Annotated in this window: 15 protein-coding genes; 3 read left to right on the top strand and 12 right to left on the bottom strand. The window is 75.1% G+C overall.

The features are described 5' to 3' along the window. Nucleotides 1–81: 81 nt before the first annotated feature. Nucleotides 82–1,317: a serine hydrolase domain-containing protein gene (locus ACFV1L_RS05195; protein ID WP_380363022.1), complete on the top strand. Its 1,236-nt coding sequence runs from the start codon at nt 82–84 to the stop codon at nt 1,315–1,317. A 10-nt stretch (nt 1,318–1,327) separates the two neighbouring features. Here the strand turns inward: ACFV1L_RS05195 and ACFV1L_RS05190 are convergent, their stop codons facing one another. Together ACFV1L_RS05190 and ACFV1L_RS05185 are read right to left on the bottom strand one after the other, a co-directional pair. Beyond that, entirely contained in the window at nt 1,328–1,699 is a 372-nt protein-coding gene (locus ACFV1L_RS05190; RefSeq protein WP_380363021.1) for a hypothetical protein, read from the bottom strand. Nucleotides 1,700–1,752: 53 nt separating this feature from the next. Then, a complete protein-coding gene (locus ACFV1L_RS05185) occupies nt 1,753–5,595 on the bottom strand; it encodes an RHS repeat-associated core domain-containing protein (protein ID WP_380363019.1) in 3,843 nt (1,280 codons plus the stop codon). A 395-nt stretch (nt 5,596–5,990) separates the two neighbouring features. Between ACFV1L_RS05185 and ACFV1L_RS05180 the strand changes: the two genes are divergently transcribed. After that, the gene (locus tag ACFV1L_RS05180) at nt 5,991–7,295 is read left to right on the top strand and encodes a WS/DGAT domain-containing protein (RefSeq protein WP_380363018.1); all 1,305 of its coding nucleotides are present in this window, start codon (nt 5,991–5,993) and stop codon (nt 7,293–7,295) included. A 9-nt stretch (nt 7,296–7,304) separates the two neighbouring features. Here ACFV1L_RS05180 and ACFV1L_RS05175 read toward each other — a convergent pair whose 3' ends face one another. The 10 genes from ACFV1L_RS05175 to ACFV1L_RS05130 form a co-directional block, all read right to left on the bottom strand. Next, entirely contained in the window at nt 7,305–8,591 is a 1,287-nt protein-coding gene (locus tag ACFV1L_RS05175; protein WP_380363017.1) for a JmjC domain-containing protein, read from the bottom strand. Next, entirely contained in the window at nt 8,588–9,781 is a 1,194-nt protein-coding gene (locus ACFV1L_RS05170; RefSeq protein WP_380363015.1) for a hypothetical protein, read from the bottom strand. Before ACFV1L_RS05170 ends, ACFV1L_RS05175 begins: the two co-directional genes overlap by 4 nt. After that, nucleotides 9,778–12,174 (bottom strand): DUF4135 domain-containing protein, encoded by a 2,397-nt coding sequence (locus ACFV1L_RS05165; protein WP_380363013.1) that lies wholly within the window; start codon nt 12,172–12,174, stop codon nt 9,778–9,780. Before ACFV1L_RS05165 ends, ACFV1L_RS05170 begins: the two co-directional genes overlap by 4 nt. A 90-nt stretch (nt 12,175–12,264) precedes the next feature. Then, entirely contained in the window at nt 12,265–12,423 is a 159-nt protein-coding gene (locus ACFV1L_RS05160; RefSeq protein WP_167574125.1) for a hypothetical protein, read from the bottom strand. Between the two features lie 109 nt (nt 12,424–12,532). Then, nucleotides 12,533–12,685, bottom strand: coding sequence for a hypothetical protein (locus ACFV1L_RS05155; protein WP_380363011.1), 153 nt, complete (start codon nt 12,683–12,685; stop codon nt 12,533–12,535). Between the two features lie 213 nt (nt 12,686–12,898). Continuing rightward, nucleotides 12,899–13,810: a 2-hydroxyacid dehydrogenase gene (locus tag ACFV1L_RS05150; protein WP_380363010.1), complete on the bottom strand. Its 912-nt coding sequence runs from the start codon at nt 13,808–13,810 to the stop codon at nt 12,899–12,901. 88 nt (nt 13,811–13,898) lie between these two features. After that, on the bottom strand, nt 13,899–14,630 hold the full coding sequence (locus ACFV1L_RS05145; RefSeq protein WP_380363008.1) for a GAF and ANTAR domain-containing protein: 732 nt from the start codon (nt 14,628–14,630) through the stop codon (nt 13,899–13,901). Nucleotides 14,631–14,656: 26 nt separating this feature from the next. Next, nucleotides 14,657–15,379, bottom strand: a complete 723-nt coding sequence (locus tag ACFV1L_RS05140; protein ID WP_380363006.1) for a GAF and ANTAR domain-containing protein — start codon at nt 15,377–15,379, stop codon at nt 14,657–14,659. A 238-nt stretch (nt 15,380–15,617) separates the two neighbouring features. Next, the gene (locus ACFV1L_RS05135; protein WP_380363005.1) at nt 15,618–17,114 is read right to left on the bottom strand and encodes a M1 family metallopeptidase; all 1,497 of its coding nucleotides are present in this window, start codon (nt 17,112–17,114) and stop codon (nt 15,618–15,620) included. A 161-nt stretch (nt 17,115–17,275) separates the two neighbouring features. Further along, complete coding sequence (locus ACFV1L_RS05130) at nt 17,276–18,382, bottom strand: hypothetical protein (RefSeq protein ID WP_380363003.1); 1,107 nt, start codon at nt 18,380–18,382, stop codon at nt 17,276–17,278. 56 nt (nt 18,383–18,438) lie between these two features. Here ACFV1L_RS05130 and ACFV1L_RS05125 point away from each other — a divergent pair, with 56 nt between their 5' ends. After that, nucleotides 18,439–23,427 carry a hypothetical protein gene (locus ACFV1L_RS05125; RefSeq protein WP_380363001.1) on the top strand — a complete coding sequence of 1,663 codons (4,989 nt, stop codon included), beginning with the start codon at nt 18,439–18,441 and terminating at the stop codon, nt 23,425–23,427. Nucleotides 23,428–23,508 lie beyond the last annotated feature (81 nt).

The following is a 23,508-nucleotide window of genomic DNA, read 5'->3' as shown; positions in this document are numbered from 1 at the left end:
TCCGTCCCGGATGGCGGGCGGTCCGTACTCGGACAGACTCGTGGAGCAAGGCGGATGACCACGAGTCAGGAGTGTCGAGACGTGAACAGCACTGTGCGCAACCGGCGTTGGGCCACCCTCGCGGTGGCGGGGGCGATGCTGGCGGCGGTGGTGGCGGGGACCGGCGGATCGGCCGTGGCCGCCACCGCCCCGACGGCGGCGGTGACGGCGACGGCGTCCGGCGCCGCGCTGCCGCCGGTCGACCGGGAGGCGGTCCGGCAGGTGGTGGCCGGCTTCCCGAACGCCGACATCAACGGCGTGCTGGTGCGCGTCGCGGGCAGCGGCGGGCTGTTCGAGGCCTCGGGCGGCGTCGGCGACCGGACGACGGGCGCGGCGCCGGACCCGGAGGGCCGGTTCCGGATCGGCTCGATCTCCAAGGTGTTCACCGCCACGGTGGTGCTCCAACTCGCCGCCGAGCACCGGCTGGACGTGCACGGCACCGTCCAGCAGTACCTGCCGGGCCTGCTGCCCGCCGACTTCCCGCCGATCGAGGTCGGCCAGCTCCTGAACCACACCTCCGGCCTGCCGCACGGCAGCAGCGGCGCCTGGGGCGACGGCACCGCCACCTGGTTCGCCGCCCACCGCTTCGACAGCTGGACGCCCGAGCAGATCGTCGCCACCCTCGCGGGCGAGCAGATGGTCTTCGCGCCGGGCACCGGCCAGCAGTACAACGGCTTCAACACCTTCATCGCCGGCCTGCTGATCGAGAAGGTCACCGGCCACTCCTACGCGCACGAGGTGAAGCACCGGATCATCCAGCCGCTGCAGCTGCGCGACACCGCCGTCCCGGACCGCGACGACCCGCGGCTGGCGAACCCGGCGGCGCACGCCTACCTGACCGTCCCCGACGCGGACGGCACCGGCCGGCCGGTCGACGTCACCGAGCAGAGCCCGTGGCCGTGGGCGGAGGGCGGGCTGATCTCCAGCGCCCCCGACCTGGACCGCTTCGTCACCGCGCTGTTCCGGGGCCGGCTGCTGCCGGCCGCCCAGCAGGAGCTGCTGTTCACCGTCCCCGACGTGCAGAACGTCGACAACCCGCAGTGCCGGCCCGGCCAGCAGCACGCGTGCATGAGCATGGGCCTGGTCAGCACCGAGCTCAACGGCGTCACCCTCTGGGGCAAGACGGGCTCCCGCCCCGGCTGGACCAGCGGCGTGTTCGCCACCCGCGACCTGCAGCGCCGGATGGTCTACTCGTTCAACCCGACGGGCGTCCAGGGCGCCGACATGCGGTACGTCCTGCAGCTCGCCGACGCGGTGATCCCGCCGCGCGCCCAGTAGGCCCTTCCGGTCACCGCCACTCGCGCACGTCGCGCAGTTCGCCGGTGACCAGGTCCGGCCGGCCCTGCAGGTCCCCGGCCCGGGTCGCGTAGACGGCGACGATGCCGCCGTCCACGTCCGGGTACGCCGTGTAGTAGCCGATCCGCCAGGACGGTTCGGGGACCTGCGGGGCCTCCAGGCGCAGCCGTTCGGTCCCGTCGGCGTTCAGCACCAGGGCGTTGCTGGGCCGGGCGGTGCTGCCCTCCGGGTCCTCGACGACCAGGATGCCCGGCGGATCGTCGACGCCCACCACGGAGACCGGCGGACGGTCGAAGGTCCGCTCGGTGCCGAAGTCCGCGCCCCACCGCACGGTGCGCGATCCGTCCTGCCAGTCGATGTCCACGGCCTGCCTCTCTCTCGGTTCCGCCGGTCCCCGGTATTGTCCGCCGCCCGGGGTCAGGGGATCTCCACCGGATCGCCGATCGGGATCAGCCGGGCCCGGTCCTCGAACTTCAGGATCTCCAACTGGGTAGCTCCGCCCGGGAGATGGCCGAGCAGCGGGTCCTCCTGCGGGCCGATGACGCTCTCCTGGATCCGGATCGGCTCGCCGTGCGCGGGGAAGGCGTACCGCTGGACCAGCGACACGTCCGACTTCCAGTCCGTGCGGATCGCCAACTGGCGGCGGACGAACTCCTGGTTGGGCACGTCGTCGAAGGTGCCGAAGCCGCCGGGGCGGGACACCGGCTGGCCGCGCGAGATCACCATGTTGAAGGTCTCGCCCGGCCGGCCGAGCCGTGAAGTGATGGGCGAGCCGGGCGCGTTGGGCGGTTCCCGGAGCGCCGGGGGCAGGGCGCGGCGGGAGTGCGGCGACAGTCCGAACGGGTCGCACCAGGTGTGCGGGTTGCCGACGTAGGCGTCGGGGTTCGGGGCGGGGACCAGGCCGAGCGGGTCGGGGCTGGTGTAGCGGGCGGTCTCGGGGTCGTAGTAGCGGTGGAGGTTGTAGTGCAGGCGCGTCTCGGGGTCGAAGTACTGGCCCGGGAAGCGCAGCGGCGTGTAGGTGGTGTTACCGGCCGGCCAGGTGGTGTTGCCCCACAGCGTGGGGACGGCGCGCCAGGCGACGGTGTCGGTGGCGGGGTCGACGAGTTCGGTGGGTGTGCCGATCAGGTCGGTGACGACCGCGAAGAAGCGGCGGTCGACCTGTTCCTGCGGTGCGCCCGGGCCGAGCGTGGTGACGGTCTCGGTCTGGGCGAGCGGGTGCAGGCCCTGGTGGTCCCAGCTGAGGGTGTGCGGGCCGGGCAGGTAGGGGGCCGTGGTGGTCTGCTCGGCGAGGAGCGGGCCGTCCCAGCTGAAGTCGATCTGCTCCGCCACGCCCGTCCCGTCGGCGGCGAGGCGCTGCTTGGCGATGCGGCGGCCGAGGGGGTCGTACCGGTAGCGCCACCGGGTGCCGTCGGGGGTGACGACGCCGGTGAGCCGGCCCTCGGCGTCCCAGCTGTAGTGCCAGGTGTCGGGCTTCTTCGACAGCCGGGTCTTCTGCCGGAGGACGGTCCGCCCGGCGGCGTCGTACTCGTAGCGGATCCGGCCGGCGGCGGTGAGTTCCGTTCCCCGGTAGCTGCGCTCGCCGACGGCCGCGCCGGTCGCGGGGGTCGCCGGCCACTCCGCGGCGGTGAGGTTGCCGGCCGGGTCGTAGGCGTACCGCTCGGCGCCGGTGGCGGCGTGGACGCCGGTGACGCGTCCGGCCGGGTCGAGGTCGAAGGTGCGCGGGCCGGCCAGCAGGTCGTCGACGCCGGTGAGGTTGCCGTCCGCACCGTAGCGGTAGTCGTGCCGCTGGAGGACGGCGGCGCGGCCGGGCCCGGTGCTGCGCAGGGTCTGCGAGGTGAGGCGGTGCCGGGGGTCCCAGCTGCGGGTGAGGGCCAGGCCCGGGCCCAGGGTGCGCTCCGACTCGCGGCCGAGGGCGTCGTGGTGGAAGGCGAGGCCGCCTCCCGGCACGGTCAGCGAGCGGGGGCGGCCCGCCGTGTCGTAGGTCCAGGTGCTGGTGTGGCCGGCGGGGGTGACGCGGCGGGTCCGGCGGCCGAGGGCGTCCCGGGTGTGGCTGGTGGTGCGGCCGTTGACCGTCTCGGTCAGCAGGTTGCCGAGCGCGTCCACGGTGCGGGTGAGCTCGGCGTCCGGGCCGACGGCGCGGATCAGGCGGCCCGCCGGGTCGAAGTCGTACCGGGTGACCAGTCCGGCGGCGTCCTTGGCGACGGTGCGGCCGAGCGCGTCGTAGGTGTAGCGGATCTGCTCGCCGAGCGGGTTCGTTGCGGCGACCGGGCGGCCGGCCGGGTCGAGTTCGTACGAGGTCCGGCGGCCCTGGAAGTCGCTCTCGCCGATCAGCCGGCCCGCCTCGTCGTAGCGGTACTCCCAGCGCCTGCCGAGCGCGTCGGTGACGGCCACCAGCTGCATGTGGGCGTCGTGGGTGAAGGTGGTCCGGGCGCCGTCGGGGCCGGTGCGGGCGGCCAGCGTCTCGAAGTGGGTGTACTCGAAGGACGTGGTGCGGCCGGCCTGGTCGGTCGCCGTGAGCAGGTTGCCCTCGCCGTCGTACGTCCAGCTCTCGGTGCTGCCGTCGGGGGCGGTCCGGGAGGCGGGCAGGCCTTCGGGGGTCCAGCGGAACCGGGTGGTGCCGCCGAGCGCGTCCACCACGGTGGCGACCCGGCCGAAGGCGTCCCGCTCGCAGCGGGTGGCGGCGCCGCCGGCGTCGACGACCTCCACCGGGAGCCCGGCGGCGTCGCACCGGATGCGGGTGGTGTGCCCGAGCGCGTCGGTGACGGTGGCGAGGTGGCCGCGTTCGTCGTACCCGTACGCGGTGACCGCGCCGTTCGGGTCGGTGAGCGAGGTCCGGTGCCCGTCCTCGTCGTAGCCGACCCGCCAGGTCGCGCCGCCCGGTTCGACCACGCGGACGGGCAGGCCGACGGCCGGGCCGTACTCCACCACGGCCCGTTCGCCGTCGGGGCGGACGACCTCCACCAGGTCGCCGGCCCCGTCGTAGGTGTACCGGGTGGTGTGGCCGAGCGGGTCGGTCTCGGCGATCAGGCGGTCGAACTCGTCGCGTTCGAAGCGCAGCGCGTTCCCGAGCGGGTCGACCTGGGCGACGATCTGCGCGTGCTCGTTGACGTGGTAGCGGGTGGTGCGGCCGAGGGCGTTGGTCTCGGAGTGGACCCGGATCCCGGTGTCGGGGTCCGGGTCGCCGTAGGTGAAGTGGAACCGCAGCGCGCCGTCGGCGCCGCCCTCGTCGACGACCCGGTCGAGCCGGTCGTAGGTGTACAGGTACCGGCTGTCGTTGCGGTCGGTCCAGGACAGGATGCGGCCGCCGGAGTCGTTGGCGAACCGCATCGGCCGGCCGGAGGAGTTGTAGACCGACGACAGGTGGCCGCCGGTGTACCCGTACCGCATCAGCAGCGCGTCGCGGCCGTCCTCGCCGGCGCCGGCCAGCCGGAGGGCGGTGATCCGGTCGCCGTCGGTGGTGACGAGGAGCGTGTAGCCGCCGGAGTGGGTGATCGACAGCGGGGTGCCGTCCTCGTCGTACGCGAGGGTGTAGTGGCGGCCGTGGCGGTCCCGGACCGCCGTCAGCAGGGCTTCCTCGCCGCCCGGTCGACGGGTGAACTCGCGGACGGTGTCGGTGGCGGGATCGGTGAGGGTGTAGTCGCCCCGGTCGGTCAGGGCCAGTTCCCAGCGCACCCCGGCGCCCGCGTGCACCGGGGCGCCCGGCTCGGGGTGCGGGTAGGCCTGCGCGAACAGGTCCGGGGAGAGGTAGACGACGCCCTCGGCGTCGATCTCCAGCCGCTCGTCGAAGGTGCAGGTCCAGCGCGGCCCCATCCACCGCCCGGCCAGGTACCCGGACTCGTGATTGCGGACGAACAGCAGCGGGAGCGAGCCCGGCAGTTCCGCGTCGACCTGCTTGATGAACATCCGGCCGGTCGCCATGTCGACCGGCTCGCCGCCGGGGCAGATCGAGTCCTCCCGGCGGCCGGCCTGCCGCGGCGAACGGACCTGCTCGCGGCCCCGGCCCTCGAACCGGCGGCCGCCCCGCCCGCCTCCGCCGACGCCGGACCGGGGGTGCGCGAGGTCCTTGCGGCCGCCCTCGAAGATCTCCGCCAGGTCCTTCGCGTGCTTCTCCTCCACGCTGCGGACGTTCGCGGCCACCTTCTTCAGGTTCTGCCCCGCCGACCGGTACAGGTCCCCGACGGCCTTTCCGGCGTCCCTGGCCAGCGTGGTGCCGAGCTTCTCGGCGGCATGCTCCAGCGCCTTCACGATCTGGTTGCTCATGCGGAACCTGCCCCCTGCAAGCTCGGACTCGAACGCCCCGGGTCGGGCCGCGCCACCACCGGACGCCGCCCCGCGGCCCGGTCCGCCGACCGCAGTCGGACACGCGTACGCCCGGGGAACACGCACGCGCCACCGGAGCAGCACCAGACGGTACTCCGTCCCACCCGCCGCACCCGGCCCATTGCCGAACCTTTGCCTCCCGCGTCCGCGCCGCCCCGGGACGGCGCGCCACCCGCGCGATGCCGCCGCGCGCAAGGCCGCCCCGCGCGTGCCGCCGCCGGGCGGCCGCGGTGCGCTTCGCGCTCCGCCGCGCGCGCCCTCCCGCCGCACCGGACGGACCGGCGAACCTGGGAACCCCACCCCTCGCCCCCGCCGGCCCGCCCCAGGGATACGTCGTGACACCTCGTCGGACCAGCCCGCCCGGCACCGGCACGCTGCGGATGCCGGCCGAGGACGCGCTGCTGGCCGCGACCCAGGAGCGCCAGGGCACTCCGACGACCGTCGCGGCGCTGCTGCGGCTCACCGGAGCACCGCTCTCCCCGGGCGAGTTGACGGCCCGGGTGTCCGAAGCCTGGGCGGGGGTCGCCCGGCTCCGACTGCGGGCGGCCACCGACGGCGGTCACGGGCGGTACCGCTGGCGGGCCGTCGGCCCGGACCGCTTCCCCGTCCCGGTGTCGGAGCGGTGGCTGCGCCCCGGCGAGGAGCTCGACGACGCGGTGGCCGAGCAGTTGGACCGCTGCCTGCCGGCGGAGCCCGGGGGCCCGCCGTGGGAGGTGGTGCTGGTGCACGACGGCGCGCGGCAGGCCGTCGTCCTCGGCGCCCACCACGCCCTGCTCGACGCCCAGTCCCTCGCCGTCCTGGTCCGGTTGCTCGGCGAGGGACCGGGCGCGCTGACCGCGTTCGACGGCGGGCCGGACGTCACCCACCGGCGGCCGCCCGGCAGTTGGCGCGGGTTGGCCGCCGCCCTGCGCTGCTGGGCGCCGTCCGCCTGCCTGCGCGACCGGGTCCCGCTGCCCGCGCCGCGGCGGGTGACCGCGCGGGTCACGGTCGCCCGCTCGACGGTGACCGCGGCGCGGCGCGCCCTGCCGGAGCGGCCGGTCACCGTCAACGATGTGGCGCTGGCCGCGTTCGCGGGGGCGCTGCGGGCCGTCCCGGGGGCGCTCGGCGGCCGGCCCGGTCCGTCCGGGGTCCGCTGCCTGGTGCCCGTCAGCTCCCGGCCGGCGCTCGCCGCCGAGCACTGCCTGGGCAACCTGGTGTCCGCGGTACGGCTTCGGCTGCCGGTCGAGGCCGAGGACCCGGTGGAGCGGTTGCGGCTGACCCATCGTGCGATGTCCGGGCACAAGCGCCGCGGCACGGCGGCCGGAGCCGCCCGGATCACCCGGTTCGCGTGCGGGCGCGGCCCCGCCGGGGTCCACGCCTACGTCGCGCTGACGGTGGCCCGTGCGCGGGTGGCGGGCGGCACCTCCTGCTCCAACGTCCTGCTCTGCGACGCCCCGCTGACCCTCTGCGGCCGCCCGGTGGCGGAGTTCACCGTCTTCTCCTGCCTGCTGCCGAGAATCGCCATGCTCACCATGTTCACCACCTACGGCGAGTCGCACACCCTGACCGTGACGGCCCATCACCTCCTGCGGCCCCGGCTGCCCGCCCTGTGCGCGGCGTTCGCCCGGGAGGTGGACGCGCTCGCCGCAGCCTGCCGGTAGCCGCGGGCGCTACCGCTCGCGGGTCAGGGCGCGGAAGCCCTCCAGGGTCTCCAGCAGGCGGCGGGCGGGTTCGCGGGCGGCGGGGGGCAGCGGGGCGAGCAGGTCGCCGACCGGGGCCGGCCGGCGGTCGGCGAGGCGGTGCAGCAGCGGCTCGGCCTGACGGAGCGTCAGCGCGGTGCGGGCGACGTGGCCGTTGGCGGCGTACAGCAGCGTTTCGCCGAGCGGTTCGTACAGCACCCGGGCGCGGGCGCGGACCGCGGCGGTGTCGGCCAGGGGGCGCGGGGCCGCGGGCGGGGGGACCGGGCACAGGCCGGAGGCGCTCCGGTTGCCGAGTGCCAGCGTGGCGACCAGCTCCCGCATCCGGTCGGGGTCGTGGTACTCGCGGAAGATCCGCAGGGTCTGCTCCAGCGCTTCGGGCAGCGCGCCGTCCGGCGGCGGTTCGGGGGCGGACAGCGGGGCGGTGGCGGCGGGCAGCCGCACCAGCGCGGCGTCCGGGTCGACCATCGTGTCCGGGGCCTTGCCCAGCAGCAGGTCGTCCACGTCGTAGCCGGCGCGGTGCCCCTCGCGCGGCACGCCGACGTTGACGCTGGTCGCGGCGGCGCCGTCGACGCTCTCGCCGACGTGGTAGTGGCTCGCGGGCCAGTACAGCAGGTCGCCGGGCTCGGGTTCGGCGGTGAACGAGGCGGCCAGGTGGGGCCGGTAGTCCAGTTTGGTGGTGACCGGTTCGGTCCACGGGCGCTCCCGCCAGAACCGCATCCGCTTGCGGCCTTCGAGGGCGAACATGAAGGTGGCGAAGCGGTCCCGGTGGACGCCGACCGGGGTGTGCTCGTAGTTGCCGTGGAAGAGCGTGGTGATCGCCCCGGACAGCGGCAGCCCGGTGCGCTCCCACAGCGGTTCGTAGAACGCCCGCTGGCGCTCCCACTGGGCGGGGTGGAAGGCGTGGAAGGCGTGCACGGTGAGCGCGTACCGCGTCTCCGGCGAGAAGGCCGCCAGTTCGGCGTCCAGCCGCCGCCGGTAGCCGTCGAAGGTGCCGTCCTCGGGGCGCGGGAACCAGTCGGCGGGCTCGGACTGCTGGAAGCGGCCGACGGCGAACTGGGCGTTCGGCGCCGTCCGGTACGGGCCGGCCGGCCTGGTGGCGAGGGTGGCGGCGGCGAAGACCTCGCGCAGTTCGAAGGGCGCCGGGAGGGCGGCCTTGACCAGCACCGGCCGCCGGTCCCAGTAGCGCGCGGTGAACTCGTCCCAGTCCAGGGGCCCCTGAACGACCGCCAGGTCGCTGTCGGCTTCCGCGGTCGTCATCCGTCCGTCCTCCCGCCGTCGGTCAGGTCGATCCCGCGCAGGGTGTGGAGCTTGCGCAGCAGCGCGAGCACGGCGGCGTTGCGCTCGTCCGCGCCGACCGCCCGGCACAGCTCGGCGACCGTCGACCCGCGGCCGGGCCGCAGCTGTTCCGCGATCCGCTCGCCCGCGGCGCCGCCGATCGGGAAGGCGTGCCCGTTGACGGCCCAGATCCACCGGCCGGGCCCGTCCGGCACCCGGACGACCTCGCGCAGCACCCGCAGCCGCTGCCCGGGGTGGACGGGCACGGCGGCGCGCGGCTCGGGCACCGGATCCAGTCCGGCCGAGGACCGCCAGGCCGCCCACCGGGTGCGCAGCGCGGCGGGCAGGTCCGCTCCCCCGGCGGCCCGGCGGACCGCCTCGCCGACGGCGGCCGGCGGCCCGGCCAGGCCGAGCGGCCGGTCGGCGGGCGGCGGGTGGGGCAGGCAGGGCACCGTGCCGTCGTACTCCAGCCGGGCGCCGACGGTCTCGGCCAGCAGGTCCTTGACCGCTCCGGTCGCCAGTCGCCGGGCGCGGGGGACGGAGATCCGCAGCGTCGTGCACCCGAGGTGGTGTTCGCGCCAGCGGGAGCCCTCCGGCCAGTACAGCAGCTCGCCGGCGCCCGCCCGCAGGAGGCGCGTCCCGCCGTCCGTCTCGTGCAGTTCTGCCTCCAGCGCGCCGTCGAGCACCCAGGTCAGGACGGCGTGCTCGGCGGGGGCGGCCAGGCCCGCGAGGCGGGTGAAGGCGTCGCCCTCGGTCAGCTCGGCCTCGACCGGCAGGCACGGCGGGCCGACCCGGTGCCACAGCCCGGCCAGGGCGTCGCGGACGGCCGACCACAGCTCCCAGTCGGTGTGCAGGGGTTGACGCACGCTCAGCAGGAACCCGGCGTCCGTCCCGGTGCCGGGCGGTTCGGCGCGCAGCCGGGCCCGGTAGGCGGCGGGGTCGGGGTCGGCGTGGTCGGGCAGCAGCCGGCCCGGTGCGCCGAGCCAGCCGAGCGGGGTGTGCAGGCGGACCTGCGGCAGGGTCCGGAACACGGTGCCGGCGCGGAACGGCTCGCAGGCGGCGACGATCGTGCGGTGCAGGTGGGCCCGGTCCGCCGGGGCGGCGGCCGGCAGCAGGGCGGGCTCCTTGTCCCAGACGCGGGCGAGGAGTTCGGTCCAGTCGGTCGCGGTCACGCCGGTGCCCCTTCGTTCTCGGGTGCGTTCGGGGGCGTGCGCACGGGCGTGGCCCCGGGAGCGTTCGCGGGCGCGGGCGCGGACGCGTTCGTGTTCGCGGGCGAGGGCGCATTCGCGTTCGCGGGCGCGGGGAAGGTCTCTGCCAGCAGGGCCGCGTAGTCGGCGAGCGGGCCGAGGCCGACGGCCGCGCGGCGCTCGTCCACCCGGTCCGCGTCCTCGATCGGGCAGGGCCGCAGCCGGCCGTCCGCCGCCCGTTCGAACTTCGTGCCGTACAGCTGCGGGCGGCCCTCGGCCCGGCGCAGCGAGTCGGCGAGGTAGGCGGCGTCCTGCGGGCGCATGTCGCCGCGCGCGGCCGCGGCCTCGATCAGGGTCAGGCACTCGCGGCGGAAGGCGAGGTCGCCGGTGTGGTGCTGGAGCAGGGCGCTCGCGGCCGCGGCGGCCTCCGCGCCGACCAGGGCGTGGCCGGGCCAGCCGTGCTCGGCGACCACGCCGCGCAGCCAGGCGATGCCGGCGGAGGTCAGCCGTTCGAGCTTCTCCTCCAGTTCGGTGTCGGTGAAGCCGCCGGCGGCCCAGGGGGTGCGCAGCGCGGCGTCGGTCCGGGCCAGGCGCAGCAGCCGTTCGCGGATCCCGGCGGCCGGGCGGGGCTCGTCCGGCGGGTCGATGCGCAGGCGCAGGGTGGTCTCGTCCCAGCTGTAGGTGATGCGGCGATTCTGTTCGGGCCAGTCGAAGGTGGCTTCGCCCTCGCGCGGGCCGCGCAGCCGGATCCGCACTCCGTGCCCGGGGTCGTGCAGTTCGGCCGCGTCCAGGTCGGCGTGGACGTGTTCGACCGCGTCGCGCAGGGCGATGCCGAGCCCGGCGAGGTCCAGCTTCCGGCCTTCGCGGACGGCGGCGGACGGCGGGCGCTCCGCCGGCCCGGGGGCGTCGGCCGGGCGGGTGCGGAGTTCGCGGCCGGGCGGCGTCCGCAGGGCGAGCAGCGGGCCGCCGTCGGCGGTGCGGAAGAAGTACGGTGCGTCGCCGCGCGCCAGCTGCTCCAATTCGTCTTCCGTGAAAGGGACTTCGCCGCCGTGCGGGTACTCGGCGGTCGGGCGGGCGATCACCCGGACCAGGTGCCCGGCGGCCCGCTCGCCGAGGAACTCGGCGATCCGGGCGCGGTGACGGCACATCAGCGTCCAGGCGTCGAACATGCCGCGCAGCATCGCCGTCAGGTGGGGGCCGTACCCGGTGCGGCCTTCGGTGTCGCCGACCACGGTGCGGGTCTCGGTGCGGGTCAGCGACCGGGTGCGCCGCTCCAGGCGCAGTGTGCCGTCGGGTTGCGGGCGCCAGCAGGTCGCGGGGCCGTCCGGCTCGCACCAGCGGGCGAGGTTCTCCAGGCCGGCGTGGTGGTGCGCGGAGACCGCGGGGTCGAACAGCAGGCCGGTCTCGAACAGGCGCTTGAGGTCGGCGAAGTAGGCCTCCAGGTCGACCGGGAACGGCAGCGGCTCGCCGTCCTCCGGGCGCTGCCCGATCAGCAGGTTGCCGCCGATCAGGTCGGTGATCCCGAACGCGAACGCGGCGGCGGCGAGCGATCCGGCGCGGTGCCAGTAGCGGGGCGCCGCGTCGGCGTCGAGGACGGCGCCGCGCATGGTCCACCCGCCGTCGGTGCGCAGGGCGCCCCGGGCGTCCGGCGGTTCGATCCACTCCTGCCAGGAGTAGCAGGACCGGTCCGGGCCGCTGCCGGGCCGGCACCGCAGCGTCGGCAGCCGGACCGGACCGGCCGCCGGGGGAAGCGAGTTGAGCAGGGCGAACACCGAGCCCTCGGTGGCCAGGAACAGCAGTTCGCCGCTCGCCGGGCGCGGCTTGTACGCGAGCCGGGCGCCGTCGGCGAACTCGGCCCGCAGCACCCGCTGGCCACCGTTGTGCGTCTCGTCGCCGTTCGCCCACAGGCCGGTGACGGGGTGGCCGGAGGGCCGGTCGCGGGCCAGCCGGTCCAGGAAGAGCGCCAGGAAGTCCAGGTACTGCCCGGTCCGCAGGTCGGCGAAGGCGGCGGCGCGCCCGGGCGGTCCGTCGACGCAGCTCTCCAGGATCTCGGTGAGCAGCGGGCCGAACAGGTCCGCGTTCTCCGGCCGCAGCAGCCGCGGATCGATCCGCCGCTCCCCGGCGGCCGCCTCGTCGATCCGCCGCACCGCCTCGTGCAGCGGCGCGAACCGGTCGTCGGCCAGCGCGTCCGCCAGGGCCCGCGCGTCGGCCGGGCCGCCCAGCGTGCGGGCGACGGCGAGCGTGCCGTCCGGGCCGGGGACGGCCACCGGCGGAAACGCCCGGCCCGCCCGGCCCTCGGCCAGCGCCGTCAGCAACCGGCTTGTGCCGGGCGGGAGTTCGGGCCTCCGGGCGGCGGCGCCGGGGTCGCGCAGTTCCATGCGGCTCCTGGTCGGCTGGTCGCGGCACGACGCCGCGCGACCGGCCGGGCCGGCGCCGCGCGGCGTCGCGGTTCGGGTCGGGCGCCGGGACTACAGGTTCGGTACGCAGTAGACGCGCACACAGGTGGTCGCCTGCGGGAGGGCGTCCTGGCGGTGGCCCGGAACGTCCTGCTCCAGGTCGCCGATCACCAGGTCGAACGCCTCGTCCGCGACGAGGGTCTGCGGGGCCTGCACGGTCAACGTCTCCATCGTTTTCCCCTGACGGTAGAAGTGGCACAGCGACGGCCGGGCGCCCTCGGGTGCTGCACCCGGCCTTGAACGGGCGGAGCTGCTGTCGAGCGTGAACGGTCCGGGACGCCTACTGCAGCACGCAGTAGAGGTGCCAGCCGCAGGTCGTGGCAGTCGGCGTGTGCGCCGGAGCGGGCTGCTCCAGGTCACCGATCACCAGGTCGAACGCCTCGTCGAGGACGAGGGGGTCGCGCTGTTCCGCTTGCAGGGTAGGAGCTTCCATGGAGGGTCCTCCTGACCGGAATGCCGGGCAGGTCACCGCGACCTCCGGTGACCGGGCGCCGTGCGGTGGACAGAGACTGCCGTGGGCGCGCACATGACACGACCGCCTGTCAGTGTTGCCCAGCCGCACCGGTTCGTCAACATAACTTCCGTACCGGCACGACGATTTCGACCGCCGGGCCACCGCCTCCGGAGCGCGCCCCGACCGCCCGGGTCAGTGCCCGGACGTGAGCGGCTCCCCCTTCTCGAACCGCAGGATCCGCTCCCGCAGCACCCGCCTGGCCCGCGGCAGGAACGCGCTGCTCGGGCCGCCGACATGAGGGGTGATCAGCACCCCGGGGGCGTGCCAGAGCGGGTGGTCGGCGGGCAGCGGCTCCGGATCCGTCACGTCCAGCGCCGCCCGCAGCCGCCCCGCGGACAGCTCCGCCAGCAGCGCTCCGGTGTCGACGACGGGCCCCCGCGCGACGTTGACCAGCAGCGCACCGTCCTTCATCCGCGCCAGGAACCCGGCGTCCACCAGGCCGCGGCTCTCCGGGGTCAGCGGCGTGAGCAGCACCACGACGTCCGCCGCCGGCAGCAGACCCGCCAACTCCTCCGCCCCGTGCACCCGTTCCTCCGGGCGGGCGCGCCGCGCGACCTTGACGACCTCGCACTCGAAGGCCTCCAGCCGGGCGGCCAGCGCCCGCCCGATCGAGCCGTACCCGAGGATCAGCACCGTCCGGTCCGCGAGCGAGTCGTGGAACTCCTGGCTCCACCGCCCCTCGTCCTGGAGCCGCACGAAGCGCGGCACCCCGCGCAGCGAGGCGAGGATCAGCGTCACCGCCAGTTCGGCGGTGCTGGCGTCGTGCAGCCCGCGCGCGTTGCACGCCACCACGCCGTCCGGCACGTACGGCAGCACGTCGTCCATCCCGGCCGTCAGGGTCTGCACCGCCCGCAGCGACGGCAGGCGACGGATCACCGGCAGCGCGACCGCGTGCCGCAGGTACGGCAGGCAGAAGAACTCCACTCCGCGGAGCTCCTCGTCGCCGGGCACCGGCCCCTCGCCGTCCCACACCAGGGCGTCGAGCCCGGCGGGCAGCCCGCCGATCGCCTCGGGGGCGTACGGAAGCAGATAGCGCGCACTCATGCCCCGACCCTAACCGTCCGACCGGCCGGAGCGACGGGGCGGGCCGCCCGGGCCGCGACACGCCGTCGCGGTCCGGGCGGGCGGCCGGTCAGTCCCCCGGCGGCGCCGGCGCGGCCAGCACCTCCGCGGTGGTGACCTCCCCCGAGAGCAGGGCGCGGGCCACGGCCGTGGTGCCGCGGCCGGTGCGCTCGGCGTGGCCGCGCAGCAGGACGAGGGCGTGCTCGACGGTGCTGCCGGCGTCGTTGGCGATCATGCCTTTGGCGCGTTCGATGGCGGAGCGGGCGGCGAGCGCGCGGGTGATGTGCGCGGCCGGGCTCTCCGGCTGGGCGTGCTGGAGGACGGCGAGCAGCGCCAGGTCGGCGAAGGCCTGCGCGGCCAGGAGGTCGGTGTCGGTGCACCGGCCGGGTTCCTGGTCGAAGAGGTTGAGTGCGCCGAGGGTCTGCCGCCGGTGGCGCAGCGGCAGTGCGCGGACCCCGGTGTATCCGGCCTCCAGCGCGGCGGGGGTGAAGTCGGGCCAGCGGTCCCGGGTGGCGCCCAGGTCGTCGACGAGGACCGGCCGGCCGGTCTGCACGCAGTCGAAGCAGGGGCCCTCCCCGGCGGCGATCTGCCGGCGCTCCAGACGCCGCACCCGGTCGTCGGAGTAGGCGATGTCGCGCAGGGTGCCGCTGGCGTCCTGGACCACCAGCCCGACGCTTGCGGCTCCGCAGGCGGCGACGCAGTGGTCGATGACCCGGTCCAGGGTCTCGGCGAGGTCGAAGTCGCCGACCAGGGTCCTCGCCAGTTCGGCGAAGGCCTCCATGACCGGCTCGGGTCGGTTCACGCCTGCCTCCCTTGTCGTTGTCAACGCTACGCCTTCTCGTCGCTGCCGGGCCCGAAGACGATCTTCCGGGCGAGTACGTCGTGGGCCACCTCGTCCAGCGGCCGGTCCTCGGTGAAGGCGCGGGCGCGGAGCGTGGCCAGCGCGGTCTCCGCGGGAGCCCGCAGCTGCGCCATCACCATGCCGATGGCCTGGTCGACCTCGACGCTGTCCACGCCGGGTTCCGGGAGCCAGGCGGGGGCGCCGCCCAGGGCGGGACGGTCGAAGGAGCGGGCGAGGGCGAGGGCGACCAGGTCGGCCGCGAGGGCCGCGGCGGCGATGTCGGTCTGGTTCGGGATCCCGGGGCGGTCGCGGTGCAGCTGGATCAGCCCGAACGGTGAGCCGGCGATCTGGAGCGGGAAGCCGAACACGGCCCGGGCGGGCAGGTTCCTGGCCTGCACGGTGTCGGACCAGACCGGCCACTGCTGGCCCTCGGCGCCGCGCAGATCGCCGACCAGGACCGGCCGGCCGCGCCGGAACGCCTCCAGCCCCGGTCCGACGCCGAGGTCGAACTCCAGCTCGCACAGCGCGGCGGCGTCCGGGTGGGACGCCCGGAGGAGGGTGTGGTGGTGGGTGAGGTCGGCCATCAGCGCCAGGGCCGCGCCGCGGCCGTCGGCCGCCCGGTTGAACGCGGCACACAGCCGGCCGGGCAGATCCGGGCAGTCGTCCCGGGCCGCGGCGCTCATGACCCGCACGACGTGGGTGAGGTCCACCCGTGTTCACCGCCCTCCGGCTCTGGTGTCTGACGGGCATCCTAGGCCGCGCATACCCGCGCGGCCGGGGCTGACGCCCCGCCCCGGGACGGGCGGATCGGACCGGTCTCCACCGGCGGCCGCCCTCCGCCGCGCTCCGCGGTCGCCGTGCCACGGCCGGGGGGCGCCGTGCCACGGCCGGGGGCGGCGCGACCGGTGCCGCGCCCACGCCCACCGCCGGCGTCGACCTGGCGCACCGTCACCTCCGGTCCGCGTGAACGGCGTCGGCCGCCCGGATCTCCTTCCACGACTTCGGTTCCGCCGGCGGGACGGCGGCGGCCCCGGCCGCGTTCGGCACCGGCCCGACGGCGGGCTTGCCCGGGGTGAACAGCCAGGTGTTCAGCAGCTCGCCGAGGTCCCGGCCGGAGACCCGCTCCGCGTAGGCCCGGAACTCCGGGATGGTGGCGTTGCCGTAGCGCCGCTCGGTGGGCCAGCCCTTCAGGATCCGGAAGAAGGTCTCGTCCCCGACGGCGTTGCGCAGCGCCTGGACGGCGAGCGCGCCGCGCTCGTAGACGGCGTCGGCGAGCTGGTTCTCCTCCCCGGGGTCGCCCGGCCTGACGGACCAGAACGGGTCGTCGGCCGGGTAGGAGGCGTAGACGTAGTCGGCCAGTTCCTGCGCGGTGCCCTCGTTCTCGTGCTCGGACCAGAGGAACTGCGCGTACTGGGCGAAGCCCTCGTTCAGCCAGATGTCGCTCCACCGCGAGAGCGAGACGCTGTCGCCGTACCACTGGTGGGCCAGCTCGTGCACGACGACCGAGGTGTTGGAGCCCCGGGCGAACAGTCCGGGGCCGTAGCAGACCCGGGTCTGGGTCTCCAGGCCGCCGCCGGTGCGGACGTTGGGCACGTAACCGCCCACCGAGCTGAACGGGTACGCGCCGAAGTAGCCGCTCAGCCAGTCCACCAGCTCGCCGGTGCGCTCCACACTGGCCCGGGCCGCGGCCGCGTTCTCCCCGAGGTCCTTGCTGTAGGCGTTGTACACCGGCACGCCGGAGGCCGTGGTGCCCCGGGTGACGTCGAACTTCCCGATCGCCAGCGTCGCCAGGTAGGTGGCCTGCGGCTTGTTCTCCCGCCAGTCGTACCGGGTCCAGCCCGCCCGCGAACCGGTGCCGGCGAGCACCCCGTTGCTGATCACCTGGGTGCCGTCCGGCACCAGCACCGAGACGTCGAAGGTCGCCTTGTCGCTCGGGTGGTCGTTGCTCGGGAACCACCAGCCGGCCGACACCGGCTCCCCCGCCACCACCGCGCCGTCCGGGGTGCGCCGCCAGGCCGTGTAGCCGCCGTACTTCTGCACGGTCGACGGCACGTCCCGGTAGCGCACCACCACGGTCGCCGAGGAGCCCTTGGCCAGCGGCCGGGCCGGGGTGACCTCCAACTCCTGGTCCCCGCTGGTGGCGAAGGCCGCGAGCCGCCCGTCGACCCGGACCTCGGTGACCTTCAGCGCGAAGTCCAGGTTGAACCGGGAGAGGTCCTCGGTGGCCGTGGCCAGGATGGTCGTCGTGCCCTCCAACTCGTCCGTCGCGGGCTGGTACTTCAGCCGGACGTCGTAGTGCGAGACCCGGTACCCGCCGTTGCCGAGGGTCGGGTAGTACGGGTCGCCCAGCCCGTCCGCGCCCGGATGGGAGCCGGAGGCCGAGACGGGAGCGGCCAGCAGCAGGCTCAGCCCGAAGGCGGCAGCGACGGTCAACCTCTTGCGCACGCGGTCCTCCACGGATCACCGGAACGATCGGGTCGACCCGATCCCTGTCCCGCCGCTCCCCCGGCCACTCCTCGCCGGTCAGAGCTTCCCGACGAAGACCGCTACGTTCGTTGTGCCGCCAACTGCTGCCGCATTGCTCGTAGTCGGCACTCCCAGGTCGTTCAGCGCGGCTCCGTACCGGCTCGCGCGGTCGGGCGGTCGAGTGCGGCCAGGATCTCCTCGGCCACCTGTCGGCGCTGGGTGGACCGGGATATCCGTCCGTCGCGCAGCTGGGCCTCCAGCACCCGGCGCAGTCCGGTGCGGTGCTCGACGGGGAGCCGGTTCAACGCCGACCGGGCCGCCTCCAGGGCCTGGAACTGTTCGAACGCCGACCGCGAATGCTCGATGGCGTCGAGCACGCAGTGCCAGGTCACCAGGGCGGGGTCGCCCTGCATGAGCGCCAGCGCGTAGGTCCGCTGCCCTTCGCCGCCCCCGCCGAAGAATTCCGCGATCTGATGTGCCGTCAGCCCGGTGCTCGGAGCGGATTCGCGTGCGGCGTCGACCATCGCCTGCATCCTGGCCGTCCGTGCGATGCTCCTGGGCTGCGACTGCCGGATGCTGTCGTAACGCGCGGCTTCGGCCGTCGGCAGCCCCAGGGTCTCCATGGCTCGCGCCCGGAGCTGGTCGGCCGCCTCGACATCACCGACACCCGACAGGCCCTCGGCGTTCACGAAGGCCTGCAGGGCCTGGTGGTCGGCGTTCGAGAGGGCGGAGGCCAGCAGCAGCCGGGTCAGCAGCCAGCCGACGAGGAAGCCGAGCACGAGGAACGCCAGGATCATCGCCGCGGCGAACGCCTTGCTGTCCGGACGTCCGCCGAGGGACGGGCTCAGGGCGTCGAGCAGGCTGCGGACGGTCCGGTCGATGGTGCCGAGCTGGGTGAGGCCCGCTCCGATGAGGAGCTTGGTCAGCCAGTCGGACACCTGCTCGAGGTTGGTGTTGGCGGCGTACGGGACGCGCCCGGTCCCGCCGGCGCCGGGGGCGGCATCCCGACTGTCGGCCGCCACGGCCCGGGGGATGCCGAAGAGGAACCCCAGGGAACCGCCCGAGAGAGCGGCGGCGGCCACGATCGCCAGGCCCGAGCCGAGGACGGCCAGCGGCTCCCCGCACTGGGTCGCGTACAGCACGAGGCTGAGCAGTCCGCACCCTGCCAGCGCCCCGATCCCGACGGCGAGCCAGCGGCGTCCCGGCCATCCGGCAGCCGCACCGTTCCCACCCCGCACTGTTGCCATGTGCACCCCCTCCGACCCGCCGTAGAGTATTCCTGATCGGTCATCAGGGGGTATGCGTGCCGGGCGATGTGGAGAGCCCCGAGCTGTCGGAGTTCCTCGACGAGCAGGCGTGGGCGGCGCTTCGGGACTGGATGAAGCGGACCAACTGCGCCGTGTGGCTGGAGGATCCGGGGCGGATCGACGGCGGCGGTACCGATGCCGCAGTTCTCAGCGTCGGCGTCCAGCAGGTCAATCGCGCCGCGTACAAGGCGCTGCTCAAGCGCTGCCCTCCCGGACGGCGGCCGCAGCGGGAGTCGGAGGCGCACATCAGTGCCCACGCGCACGCCCCGAAGGGCTTCCGGCAGGCGCACCTGCTGGACCAGCCGTGCGGGCCCGTCCCGCTGCCGGACGACGGCTGCCTGGTGTTCCAGGACGTCGCCTTCGGCGGCTTGCGCCGCACGACCCTGTTCGAACGCCACGTCAACTCGCCGCTGGTCCCGAAGATCTGCGAGACCGTCGTGACGGCCGTGCTCGGCAAGTGGAACACCGAACCGAAGCTGAGCAGGCTGAAGGTCGGGGAGGTGCTGGCGTTCCAACTGGCTCCGCGCCTGGCCGAGGGGAGCAAGCTGGCCCGCTGGGCCAGGTCCGTCCCGGGCCTGTGGGAGAGCGAGAGTCCGGGACTGCGCTTTCCGGACGGCAGGATCCTCCCCAATCCCCTGGCCATGGCCAGGGGCCATCGGGCCTTCGACCGCAAGCTCTTCGCCGTCCACCTCGGCCGGGCCCACGGCGACCTGCATCCCGGCAACATCCTGCTCCACACCTCCGGACTCGACCGGCGGAAGGTCGAGTTCAAGTTGATCGACCTCGCCTCCTACGGCAACGAACTGCCCCTCGCGCACGATCCGATGACCTTGCTGCTGTCGGTCGCCGACGGCCATCTCCCCGCGGGCACGCAACAGCGCGACGCACTGGTGCGCCTGCTCCTCGCCGTCGACGCCGAGGCCTCGGACGGCAGTCTCCTGCCCACCGACCTGCGGGAGACCGTCCAGCGGGTCCACCGGGCGGGGATCGCCTGGGCCGAACCCGGCAACTGGGTGGACGAGTGGCAGACGGCCACCCGGCTGGCGATCGCCGCCAACGCGCTCCTCTTCGTCGGGTGGTCCAAGGACCCGGAACGGCAGTGGTGGTACCTGCGCCTCGCCGCCGAAGCCGCGGGCGCCGTCCTGGAGGACCACGACCCGGGCTGGGCGCCGACGGAGGTGTTCGAACTGCCCGCCCCGACCCCGCCGACGACGCCTGCCGCGCGAACGCCCCCGGACCCGCCCGCGCCGCCGAGTCCCGTACCGCCGCAGCGCCGGGCCGACGAAGCGTCCGAGGCCGCCCTGCGCAACCTCGAGCGACACAGCCGGGCGGCGCTCCGGGCCGCCCAGCACCACGAGGGGGTGTCCCTCGGGGACACGCCGCTCGACCTCAGCACGCTGTACGTGGAGCGCGACCTCGAACAGCCGCTGCTCCACCTGCTCGGCGAGGGCGAGTCGGCCTGCGTGGTGGGAGCGCCCGGCGCGGGCAAGACCACCCTGCTGTGGCGGCTGCACGCCCTGCTGAGCGAGGCCGGGGGCGCGCGGCAGCCCTACCTGCTGCGCGCCGGGGACCTCTGCGACCGCGAGGCCGACCGGCGGGACGGGTCCTCCGTCTCCGTCGAACAACTGCGTGCAGCCGCGCCCCTGTTGAACGGACGCGCGATCTTCCTGGTCGACACGGCCGATGTCCTGCTCTCCCGCCCCGACGGGGCCGAACTGCTGCAGGACCTTCTCGCCTTCACCGCGGACCACTCCATCCCGCTGCTGCTGACGAGCCGGGAGGCCGAGTCGCGGCAGCTGCGCGCCCTCGTCCAGCACGAAGGCCTCGACTGGAAGCACCTCTCCGCGTACAGCGACCGAGAGCAGGACGACGCGGTCCGCAGGCACGCCGAGTACTTCTACACGGGCAACACCGAGGTCTCCGTGGACGAGGTCTACCGCGCCGTCACCGCGGCCGCCGTGAAGGGCCTCCCGCTGCGCGAGGTCTGCCGGGTCCCGCTGACCCTGCGGCTCCTGTTCGAGGTCTCCGCTCCGGGACTGCCGGACGTCGCGGAGGTGGACTCGACCAACTTGTACGACCGCTACTGGCAGCACCGCGTCCACCGCGACCTCCGGGCCGGCGCCCGCACCGCGCCCACGGAGTCGGCCGACGTCTCCCGCACCGCCGAGGCGCTGGCCGAGCTGATGCTCACGGAAGGTCGGCCCGAACTGCCCGCTGCCACGGTGACCAGCCGGCTGCCGGTCCGGATGGCCGTCCTCCGGGCGCGGAACGAGGCAACGCCGGGCCTGGACGCACTCCTGTCCCGCGGGGTGGTGGAACGACAGGGCGAGGGCTCACTGCTCCGCTACTCCTTCGTCCACCAGACACTCTTCGAGTACGCGGCGGGCCACGGCCTGTGCAGCCTGGAGGAGCACGGTGACGACCGCCCCGTCGGGAGACTGCTCGACTGGCTCCGCGAGAACCCCAACGACCAGTTCCGCCTGGCGGTCCTCGAACAGGCGCTGGTCCAGGCGGGCCGGGCGGGCGGCAGCGCGGGCACCCGGGCGGAGGCGCTCCTGGAAGACCTGGCGGGCGCAACCGCACCGGAGCACAACCACCTGGCTCTCCTCCTGCGGGTGTACGCCCGGCTTCCCCAGCCCGGCCCCGCCCTGCGCGCCGCGATGGCCCGCGTGCTGCCCGGACTCTCCGTCGAACACGCCCACGTCTACCTGGAAGCGCTGCCGGGCGTCTGCCACCGCGACCCGACCCGCCTGTCGGAGGAACTCGACCAGATCTGGCACGACCGGGACGCCACGGTGCGCTGGGCGGTGGTGGAGGTCCTGGGCCGGTTCGCGGAGAGCTTCCCCGAGGCCGCCGTCGCTGCCGTCGACCTGACCTGCCCGCGGCGCACGGCGCGGCGCAAGCCCGGAGTCTGCGGCCCCACCACCTGCGACCCGGACCGGTGTCTCTGGGCATGGCTGATCGCCAAGATCGCCGGCCGCGGGACGAACCCCGGCCCGGCCCTCCACCTGCTGGAGGCACTCGCCGAGAAGGACCCGGCCTGGGTCTGGCCGCGACTGCGCAGCTTCTTCACCGACTTCCGCCAGGACCTGCGCCCCCTCGCCCGCTCCCTGCGCCTGGCCGCCCGGCCCTACGCCTGGCCCGAAGCCCCGTACCCCCTGGTCCGTGGCATGCTGCGGCGCCGTTGGTCCGGCGACAGCACCAGGAACGACGACGCGATCGGACTCCAGGCCGCCCTCGGCCGTATCACCGCCGCGGCCTGGCGGGCCCGTCCGGCTGATCGGCAGCCTCCGCTCGAACGCGTCCTCAGGGCCGCGGCCCGGCGGCCGAACGCCCTGCTCTCGCACGCCCAGATGCGGGCCGTCGGCGAGTGCGCGCTCCGGGCAACGCCCGAGCAGGCCGAAGCGCTGCTCGCCGCCGCGATCGACTGCTCCACCGACGAGAACAAGGCGCTGCTCACCGACGGCCTGCTGGCGCCCCTGCTCACGGACGGGAAGGTCCGGACCGACCTGGTGGGCGGCGCCCCGCCCGCACCGTCCCGGGCGGACGGCCGGGGCGGCGGCGCGGCGGTGATCCGCGGCTGGCTGGCGACCCAGCTCCGCACGCTCGCCGACCCGTCGCCCGCGGTCCGCCCCGCGCCCCTGGCCGTGCACACCTGGGGCCGGGCCCTCCCGGTGGACACCGTCTCCGCGCTGCTCGCCGAGGCGTGGCCGGACGGGGCCCGCGGCTCGTCCGTGTCAGCGGACCCGCCCACGGCCGACGTCCTCGAACGCGTCTGGCTGACCGACCAGGCCGCCGGGTCGCTCCTCGTGGCCGGCACCGCCGCCGGGCACGCGCACGCGATCGCGGCGCTGCGGCTGTGGCGCGAGCAGCGGGCCGCCGGCGGCCGGGGGAAGGCCGGGCGATCGGTGGACCGGCCGGTCACCACCTGCCTGCAAAGGCTGCTGCCGCGGCACCCGGGACTCGTCGACCACCTCTTCGCCGGGGGAACCTTCGACCATCGGCTCGACCCGAAGTGGCTCGGCACGTCGCTGCGGAAAGCCGACGGCAAGGACCAGAACGAGATCACCATCGAGGACGCGCGCCTGACGGCAGCCCTCCGGCGGCACAGCGGGGCCCTCACCACGATGTGCCTGGACGGCTGGTTCGGCCGGCAGGGCGAGGCAGCCCGGCAGAGCGCACCGGCCCTGTGGGGCCGGCTCCTCGAACGGGGAATCACCGACCCGCCCTCACACGACCTGCTGATCGAGGCGCTCCGCCGCCGCGGCGACCTCCACGCCAGGAAGGCGACGCTGCTGCTCGCCCAGACGGTCCTGGAGCACACCCCCTCGGGCGCCCTGACCCCGGCCCGCTGCCGGGAGCTGGACGTCGAGTTCCGGCGCACGGCCGAGGGCGAGGGCGAGCCGGAACGCCGGGGCCCGAGCCTGAAGTGGCAGGAGCGGTGCCAGGCGGTCGCCCGCCAGTGCCGGATCGTCCTCGTCTGCCGGCACCACCCCGTCGCTTCACCGGCCGGCGCGCGCGAGGCCTGCCGCGCGGCCCAACGCCACGTCCTGACGGCGGCCAAGGCCTCCGACGTCACGGTGGTCGGCCGACTGCTGGAACGCCTCGCCGTCGAAGCCCCCGACGAGGCGGTCGCACTCTTCGGCACCGCCGCCGAACGCCTCTCGTCACTGAGCGGTTCGACCGACGGCGTCATCCAGCGCTGGCACCGTCCCATCGCCGACCTGGCCGCCCGGACGGACCGCCGGCAATGGGAGGAACTCGTCCGGTCGAGTCGGCTCGGCCCGGCCCGTCTGCAGCGCGCCCTGATCCGCTCCAGCATCAGCCGACGGATGGACGACCCTGCCGCCTTCCTGCTTGCGACGGCCTCCGCGAGCGAGAACCGGGTGATGGTGGTGGAGACCGTCCGCATCGCCCAACGCCTCAACGCCCGCGGCGGATCAGGACGCTGGACCGGACTGGAGCCTGCGGCACCGCTCGGCTGACCGGAATCGCCCGTGGGCCCGCCACTGCCCGAGCGGATGACCGCCCTCCAAGGCCGGCCACTGTCCGAAGCCATCGGACCG

Source organism: Kitasatospora sp. NPDC059646 (assembly GCF_042734615.1).
Taxonomy (GTDB): Bacteria; Actinomycetota; Actinomycetes; order Streptomycetales; family Streptomycetaceae; genus Kitasatospora.
The sequence above is the reverse complement of the archived record's forward strand: the minus strand, read 5'-3'. Positions and strand labels throughout refer to the sequence as shown.